Source organism: Streptomyces soli (assembly GCF_003999195.1).
Taxonomy (GTDB): Bacteria; Actinomycetota; Actinomycetes; order Streptomycetales; family Streptomycetaceae; genus Actinacidiphila; species Actinacidiphila soli.
In genome coordinates this window covers 1-7,128 of sequence record NZ_RJVR01000108.1, presented here as the reverse complement: position 1 = coordinate 7,128, position 7,128 = coordinate 1, and the positions used below count along the sequence as shown (strand labels likewise).

The window sequence follows — 7,128 nt, the reverse complement described above, 5'->3', positions numbered from 1 at the left end:
CGCACTGCCCGCTCGCGGACCTCACTGGGATATTGCTTCGGCATAACGGACTCGATCCTTCCAAGTGATCGAGTCTCGGTCAAACCCGGAGCGGTTCATGGAGACCCCGGGAGGTCACGCCAGATTCCCCGGGCCTCCTGCCACCTGAGGGCGATAAGCCCGGTGCACGACTACAGGCCCACGTCTCCCTCCCCTCGACCCCGGCGAGATCCGAGACCTCTACCCCCACAGCTATCGAGTCGAGTAGAGGTGTCGGCACGCGCGGTCGGCTTGTCCGCCAGGGGCAAGCCGCGGAAACAGGCGGCGCCCGAAGTAAGGGGTGTCCACCGTCGGTCACACCCCCGGTCCACCCCCGCACGCAACCGTACAGCCCCCGGTGCAGCACCCTCTCGGTGACCGGCCACTTGACAACGTACAACCGATTAGTTGTATATTTATTCGGTGACCGAGATCGACGAGGAGCGGGCCGACGCCCTGTTCCATGCGCTCGCCGACCGGACCCGGCGCGACATCATGCGCAGGGTGCTGGCCGGGGAGCATTCGGTCTCCGCTCTCGCGGCGAAGTACGACATGAGCTTCGCAGCAGTGCAGAAGCACGTCGCCGTCCTGGAGAAGGCCGGCCTGCTCACCAAGCGGCGCAACGGTCGCGAGCAACTGGCCAGCGGCGACGTGACGGCGGTGCGGTCGGTGGCGTCCATGCTCACCGAGCTGGAACAGCTCTGGCGTGGCCGCATCGCGCGCATCGACGAGCTGATCGCATTCGACACCGCAACCCACCCCGACCAGGAGAACTGAACCATGCCCGTCACCGACGTCAAGCACGACCTGGACACCCGGACCCTGACCATCACCGCCGAGTTCGCCGCGCCGGTGCAGCGGATTTGGCAGGTCTACGCAGACCCGCGCCAGCTGGAGAAGGTCTGGGGTCCGCCGACCTACCCGGCGACCGTCGTCGAGCACCACCTCGCCCCCGGCGGCCGGGTGAACTACTTCATGACCAGCCCGCAGGGTGAGAAGTTCGCCGGGTACTGGAAGGTCACGGCCGTCGACGAGCCGCGGACCTTCTCGTTCGAGGACGGGTTCGCCGACCTGGATTTCAACCCCAACCCGGACCTGCCGGTCGCGACGAACGTCTACACCTTCACCGAGCACGACGGCCGCACGCACGCGACGTACGTGGCCACGTACGACACCGCAGAAGGGCTGCAGAAGGTACTGGACATGGGTGTCGTCGAGGGCGCCAGCGCCGCAATCAACCAGATCGACGAACTCGTCGCCCCCTGAGACGCCAGGCCGCGGCGGCCGGGCCCGACCAGGCAACAGCCGAACCCGGACCCGGTCGCGGCCCCGCGGTCGGCGCCCAGCAGCCCACCCGAGGTCGGCTCGCGGCCACCCCTGGCTCCACCTCCTTTTCCCTACCTCTTTGTCTGGTGGGGTCTATGAGCGCATCAAAGTGGCTCGTCCAACACCTCCCGTACCGCTTCGAGCACCGCCTGCCCGTCCGCGCCAAGCCCCCGCGCCTGCGTCACGAACAGTCGCGCCAGTTCTGCCCGAGCCCTCGGCGCCGATCCACGCCGCCTGCGCTCCCCGGCTGCATGGCAGTGCCTGATCCGCAATTCATCAATCCCGTCGAGGCGTTCACCGGCGGGCAGGGCCGCCGCGGTGTCCCGGCAGGCGGGCGCGGCGGCGGACGGAGACGGTGCGGAGCCGAGCGTGGCGGCACGATGAGCCGGAGCCGAGCCGGACAGCGGCCGGGCGCAAGCGTGTCCTCCTCGCCCGCTGACCCGCGTGCCGGAAACGACGCAGCGGTGACCGTCCGTCAGGCCTGCACTGAAAGTGATCCAGAACCTGAAATGAGGGCCACGGACGGCAGATCAAAAGCGGGCCACTGGGCGATCTCTTGATCACTCTGACTTCATCGGGCTACGGGGTTGCGCGCAGCCAGGCCAGCGCCATGTCCGCAGGCTTCGCCGCCAGCTCCCGGTACAGTCCTGGAGCACCCGGCGCGGAAAGTCGCCTTGGGGCGCACGGTGGCGTGTCGGCCCCGGGGATGTTCTACGGCCGGAAGCCGTCGATCGCCAGTTCCAGCAGGCGGTCGGCTTGGGCGGCGCCGTCGGGGTTGTCGGGGGTGCGCCACAGGCAGCTCATGAGCATGATGACATCGACGGGGTCGATGCCGGGGCGTACCTCGCCGGCGCGTTCGCATGCGTCGAGGAGCTGGCCGACGGCGGCGGTGACCGGGGGCCATGAGGCGCTGACTACCTCTTGCGCGGCGGCGGAGTGCAGTGCTTCGCCGAGGCCGTGCTTGATGCGCACGTAGGCAGCGAGGGTGGTGAACCACTGCCGCAGCGCGTCCAGCGGGCCGAGGGCGGCGAGGACGTCCGGCACGGAGCAAACGAGGCGGCCCACGTTGTGCCGGTGGACCTCCAGGATCAGCGCCTCGCGGGTCGGGAAGTGCCGGTAGAGCGTGCCTGGGCCGACGCCCGCGCGCTTGGCGATCGAGTTGAGCGAGGCGTCCGGAGACTCGGCGAGTGCATCGTGGGCGACCTGGAGGATCGCCTCCCGGTTCTTCAGCGCGTCGGAGCGCTGCGGCGCGGCGTCGGGCATGGGTCCTCCTGGCGTGCGGACAGTCGTCCGATTGCGATGCGGAGAGTTCTCCGTTAACGTCTCCAAGTCAGACGGAGAGTTCTCCGCTTGTTTTCGTTCCCCATTGTAGGAGCCCCCCCGTGCGCTACATCAAGCTCGGCCGTACCGGCCTCGACGTCTCCCCGGTCGCCATCGGCGCCATGACCTACGGCGAGCCCGACCGCGGCCACCCCGTCTGGTCCCTCGACGAGGAGGCCAGTCGCCCCCTGATCAAGCACGCCCTAGAGGCCGGCATCAACTTCTTCGACACCTCCAACCTCTACTCCTACGGCTCCAGCGAGGAGATCCTCGGCCGCGCGCTGAAGGACTTCGCGAACCGCGACGACGTCGTCATCACGACCAAGGTGCGCCACGCCATGCGCCCCGGCAGCCCCAACGGCGGCGGCCTGTCCCGCAAGGCGATCATGTCCGAGATCGACAACAGCCTGCGCCGCCTCGGCACCGACTACGTCGACGTCTACATGATCCACCGCCTCGACAACGACACGCCGCTGGAGGAGACCCTGCAGGCCCTGCACGACGTGGTGAAGTCCGGCAAGGCCCGCTACCTGGGCGCGTCTTCCATGCACGCCTGGCAGTTCGCCAAGCTCCTCCACCTCCAGGACCGCCACGGCTGGGCCCGGTTCGTCACCATGGAGGACCACTACAACCTGCTCGCCCGCGAGGAGGAGCGCGAGATGCTCCCGCTCTGCGCCGACGAGGGCGTCGCCACCATGGTGTGGAGCCCACTGGCCCGCGGCCGCCTCGCCCGCCCCTTCGACCAGGCAAACGCCGGCGAGCGCTCCGCGACCGACGGCGGCTACGCCGACATGCTCTACAAGGCCAACGCCGACAGCGACCGCGTCATCATCGACGAGGCCGGCTCCATCGCCGACGCCCGCGGCGTCACCCGCGCCCAGGTCGCCCTCGCCTGGCTGCGCCGCAACCCCGTCGTCGCGGCCCCCCTCGTCGGCGCCCGCACGACCCAGCAGATCGACGACGCCGTCGCCTCCCTCGACCTCGACCTCACCGACGAGGAGGCCCGCCGCCTGGAAACCCCCTACACCCCCCGCTACGACCTCCAAGGCATCTCCGACGAACGCGAAATGGAACGCATCAAGGCCAGCATCCCCGGCTACGCCAACATCTGACGCCGCGCCAGCCACGCCGGGGCCCTTTTACCCCCCCGGCGCGCCGCCTCCCGCGGAACCACCATGCCCGCCGCCGTTGTCGTTGCGGCCGCGCTCGCGCCGCCCGGCATTTCGCCATTAGGGATAAAGCTGGCCCGCAGGTGCCCATTTTCGGCTCTTCGGTTGCTTCCGTGGGTGGAGTTACGCGGCGTGACGGCCTGGTAGGTGGGGGCGGTGTCCGCCGAGGCTGAGCATGGCCAGGGCGATGAGGGCGGTGGGTTCCTTGAAACCGATCAGTCGGATCTTGGTGTTCATGCTCTCGACGAGTCCGTTGCTCAGTTGGTGCTCGGCGGCTGCGACGATGGCGTCCCGATCAGCGCACGCCGTATCCAGGTTCTTCCGTTTCGTACCGCCGCAAGTCGAAACGTATCCGGGATACGGCGTGTTGTGTTTATCGGCCCCGCTCAGCGACCCACGGAAGCGACAGTGGAGCCCAGAAAAGGAAGCACTTCCAGGGTACGGCAGTCACGCCCAGGTTCGGCCAGCTGGCGCCGTTCTCCCCCACGGCCCGCCCGCCGGGCCGCCACATCCATGGCACAGCGCAGCGCCCGGCCAGCTCCCCGCAGACCGCCGCCCCACCACACCACCCACCACACACCACCAACACCCAGGTACAGAAAGGCAGGCAGACGAGGGGAAGTCAGCACGACGGAAGCGCGCAACAGGGTCACTGAGCAGGGGAAACGCGGACTCACCACGAAGAGCGCCGCAAGGAATGGCGCAAGCAATGGTGCAAGGAATGCCGCAAGCAATGGTGCAGGTGATGGTGCCAGAGCTTGGGCTTGAGAGTACAATTATGCACGTAGGAATGAGCGGACGGCAAGCCGCTCGATCCGGTGGCTGGAGCGGCAACTCCGGCCACCGGGCCCAACCCACCAAGGAGTCACATTGGCAGCCACGAAGGCCCGCAGCCGTAGCCCGCGCAGCACCCCGCAGGAGCGCGCCGAGAAGCAGGCCATCCGAGTCACCGAACTCAAGGGGCAGTTCGACGCGGCGGTGGCCCAGTTGGTCACTTCCGACTCGTCTCCTGGAACGCAGCGTCGAATGCTGCGGTGTACTTCGAGTCCCGGTCGTGGATCAGGAACTTCGCCCCCGGGCCCGCGTCCTGCATGTCCATGATGAGATTGCGCCCGAGCTGCACCACCCCGGCTGCCATCGGGTGCGCAGTGGCGCCCAGAATCTGCACCCGCCGCGACGGGCGGCGGCCGATCGCGCGCAAGTCCACCGGCAAGAAACTCCGGAGCGGTTCCGGCAACCCCAAGGCCGGCAAGCGCGGCAAGCCCCGCCGTCGCCCCTGACGGTCAGTGGCCGCGCTGTACGGGGACGGAGCGGCCGAGTTCCGCCGTTTCCCAGTCGCAGGGGGCGACGCGCTGCGCGGCCAGGGCGGCGATGTCGTCGTCGCGGATGCCATGGACATAGGCGCGCAAGTCCTGGTGGAGGTGGTTGAGGAGTTGGCGGGGCGTCGCGTAGGCCCATCGGCGCGCGCGCTGGGTGAGGGGGTAGAAGACCCCGGTGCGGTCGCGGGTCTCGCTGACGCCGTCGGTGTAGAGCAGCAGGTGGTCGCCGGTGGCGAAGGGGATGGTGTCCACCTGGTAGTGGTCGCCGAGGAGGTCGGCCATGTTGATGGGTGGTGACGGCGCGCTGGGTTCGACCTCGCGCACTTTGCCGCGGTGCAGCAGCAGTGGCGCGGGGTGCCCGCAGTTGAGCACCCGGGCGATCGGTTCCCCGTCAGGGATCTCGACCAGCACGACGGTGACGAAGCGCTCTGCCGCGCCGTCGGGGACGTTTAGGCAGTAATGGCCCATGCCGGTTTCCAGCGATGCTGCCAGGGACGCCAGGTCGGGCGCGCTGTGCACGTGCACTCGGAACGTGCTGAGGACGACCGCGGCGGTCTCGACTGCGGGAAGTCCCTTGCCGCGCACGTCGCCGATGATCAGCCGGACCCCGTGCGGGGTTTGCATCGCCTCGTAGAAGTCGCCGCCGATGCGGGCGTGCGCGGCGGCGGCCTGGTAGAGCACCTCGACGTCGATGTGCGCGAGGTGCTGCGGGGGCGCGCGCAGCAGCACCTGCTGCGCGGTCTCCGACACCACACGGACCTGGGCGAGGGTCTCCTCCCGGTGCTGCCGTACCCGGCTGGCGTACGCGGCGGCCAGGGTGACGACCGTGATCGTCAGCACGGTGAAATTGCTCGCTGTCTGGCCCAGGTCGTGGTGGACGGCGGAGACAGCGACACCGACCCCCAGGGACAGCACTCCGATGCCCAGCGTGCCGGCCACGGAGAACATGGCAGCTGCCAGCGCCGGCGCCGCCCCGAGCAACCGGTAGAACTCCAGATGGGGCGTAAGGATGTCCACCACCGCGATCACCACGATCAGCACCAGCGGAGTCAGTTGCCCCACCTCGAGCGTCTGGCCGTCAGCCTGCATGCGCCGACAGAGCCCCCCGGGGACTCTCACCCGCCTGAGCGACCGAACGGTGGTGCCCCGGCACGCGATGGGCGGCCCCTTGATCTGCACACCCATGCTTTCCTTCCTTACCTAAAGGCGCTCATAGACGCTGCTTCGTAGATGAAACCATGTGAACTATGCCTAACGTTCTAATAGAGTCATATGACCTGAATCTCACGTGGCGGTCGTCACCTTCGGCCGGCTCCGGATCATGGCTGGCTCGGAAACCTCCAGGACGCTGCCACGGCAGGGGCACGCCGCAGAGCACGCCGCCCGCAGGGAGGTAGCGGTCATACCGGATCCGGAGTCCGGGACGGATCCCCGGCGCGGACCACGGACAGGCGATGGGGGTCAGACGGTGGCGCGGCGCGCGACCAGGCAGTCGCGGATCTCGCCTGCGCGGACAGAGGAACCCGCTGGTAGCAGGGCTGCCCTTGTCCACAGAGGCATGCGGGTTGGTGGCCGTCGGCCGTGCCAGCTTCTGGCCGTTCCATGTCCATGAGAGTGCGGTGCGTTAGGGTCCTGGCGGTTGCGCAATTGCTGGCGGCCGAGGCGGAGCTGGATGTGACGGTGATGTCGCCGGAGTACCAGGCGATCATCGGTTTGTTCGCGACGTCCGGGGCTGCGATGCGCTGCAAGGAAGTGTGTGCCGCGTTGGGGGTCGGGTCGCAGGCGCGGCATGTGGAGGGGATGCGGTCGAAGCTGAAGCGTCTGGTCGACCGCGGGATTCTGGCCGAGACGGCGCCTGGGCTGTTCAAGGTGGACGGGGGACCGAGTGGAAGAACTGTCCGCCATCGGCATGCGCTGGACGTGAGACCGCTCATTGCCCTTTTTTGAGCATGGCTGTGTCGGCAACGGGTGAAACG

General features: G+C 68.4%; 7 protein-coding genes and 1 pseudogene. 4 read left to right on the top strand and 4 right to left on the bottom strand.

The annotated features are described in order from the left end of the window. Positions 1-441: 441 nt before the first annotated feature. Positions 442-795: an ArsR/SmtB family transcription factor gene (locus tag EFK10_RS09300; protein ID WP_127355260.1), complete on the top strand. Its 354-nt coding sequence runs from the start codon at positions 442-444 to the stop codon at positions 793-795. A 3-nt stretch (positions 796-798) separates the two neighbouring features. Beyond that, complete coding sequence (locus tag EFK10_RS09295; protein ID WP_127355259.1) at positions 799-1,284, top strand: SRPBCC family protein; 486 nt, start codon at positions 799-801, stop codon at positions 1,282-1,284. A 771-nt stretch (positions 1,285-2,055) separates the two neighbouring features. On the opposite strand, the gene EFK10_RS09290 is transcribed toward EFK10_RS09295, so the two are convergent. Continuing rightward, on the bottom strand, positions 2,056-2,607 hold the full coding sequence (locus EFK10_RS09290; RefSeq protein ID WP_127355258.1) for a TetR/AcrR family transcriptional regulator: 552 nt from the start codon (positions 2,605-2,607) through the stop codon (positions 2,056-2,058). 119 nt (positions 2,608-2,726) lie between these two features. On the opposite strand from EFK10_RS09290, the gene EFK10_RS09285 reads away from it, so the two are divergent. Next, positions 2,727-3,776, top strand: coding sequence for an aldo/keto reductase (locus tag EFK10_RS09285; RefSeq protein ID WP_127355257.1), 1,050 nt, complete (start codon positions 2,727-2,729; stop codon positions 3,774-3,776). Positions 3,777-3,956: 180 nt separating this feature from the next. Here EFK10_RS09285 and EFK10_RS09280 read toward each other — a convergent pair. From EFK10_RS09280 to EFK10_RS09270, 3 genes and pseudogenes are all read right to left on the bottom strand, one after another. After that, positions 3,957-4,121 (bottom strand): annotated as a pseudogene (locus tag EFK10_RS09280) (ISL3 family transposase); the annotation flags it as partial. A 703-nt stretch (positions 4,122-4,824) separates the two neighbouring features. Next, a complete protein-coding gene (locus tag EFK10_RS09275) occupies positions 4,825-5,040 on the bottom strand; it encodes a hypothetical protein (protein ID WP_206305377.1) in 216 nt (71 codons plus the stop codon). A 76-nt stretch (positions 5,041-5,116) separates the two neighbouring features. Beyond that, positions 5,117-6,241, bottom strand: coding sequence for a PP2C family protein-serine/threonine phosphatase (locus tag EFK10_RS09270; protein ID WP_127355256.1), 1,125 nt, complete (start codon positions 6,239-6,241; stop codon positions 5,117-5,119). A 558-nt stretch (positions 6,242-6,799) separates the two neighbouring features. Between EFK10_RS09270 and EFK10_RS09265 the strand changes: the two genes are divergently transcribed. Further along, positions 6,800-7,099, top strand: a complete 300-nt coding sequence (locus EFK10_RS09265) for a hypothetical protein (protein WP_127355255.1) — start codon at positions 6,800-6,802, stop codon at positions 7,097-7,099. Positions 7,100-7,128: the final 29 nt, after the last annotated feature.